This window comes from Pseudomonas putida, from assembly GCF_002906855.1.
GTDB lineage: Bacteria > Pseudomonadota > Gammaproteobacteria > Pseudomonadales > Pseudomonadaceae > Aquipseudomonas > Aquipseudomonas putida_N.
Map to the genome: position 1 here is coordinate 1 of NZ_MINI01000031.1, position 318 is coordinate 318.

At 61.9% G+C, this 318-nt stretch carries 1 protein-coding gene; it reads left to right on the forward strand.

What is annotated here, in order from left to right; all coding sequences use genetic code 11:
• Positions 1-318 (forward strand): P-type conjugative transfer protein TrbJ (trbJ, locus tag BGP85_RS12355; protein ID WP_103466487.1); only part of this gene is annotated, 318 nt, incomplete at both ends.

The following is a 318-nucleotide window of genomic DNA, read 5'->3' on the forward strand; positions in this document are numbered from 1 at the left end:
TACCAGACCTGGTCGACCACCAATCGCGACACGATCGCCGGCACACTTAAGGCAGCGGGGCTCACCGCCGATCAGTTCTCCTCCGAGGAAACGACGATGTCGCAGCTGCGCACGCTGTCGGAGACCTCGGACGGGCAGATGAAGGCGCTGCAGGTCGGGCACCAGATTGCGACCCAACAGGTTGCGCAGATGCAGAAGCTGCGCGGTCTCGTCTCCCAACAGATGACGATGATGGCGACCTGGTACCAATCCGAACAGGCCGAGAAGGATCTTGCGCAGGCGCGTCGCGAGGAATTCTTCAAATCGACGGCACCCTCC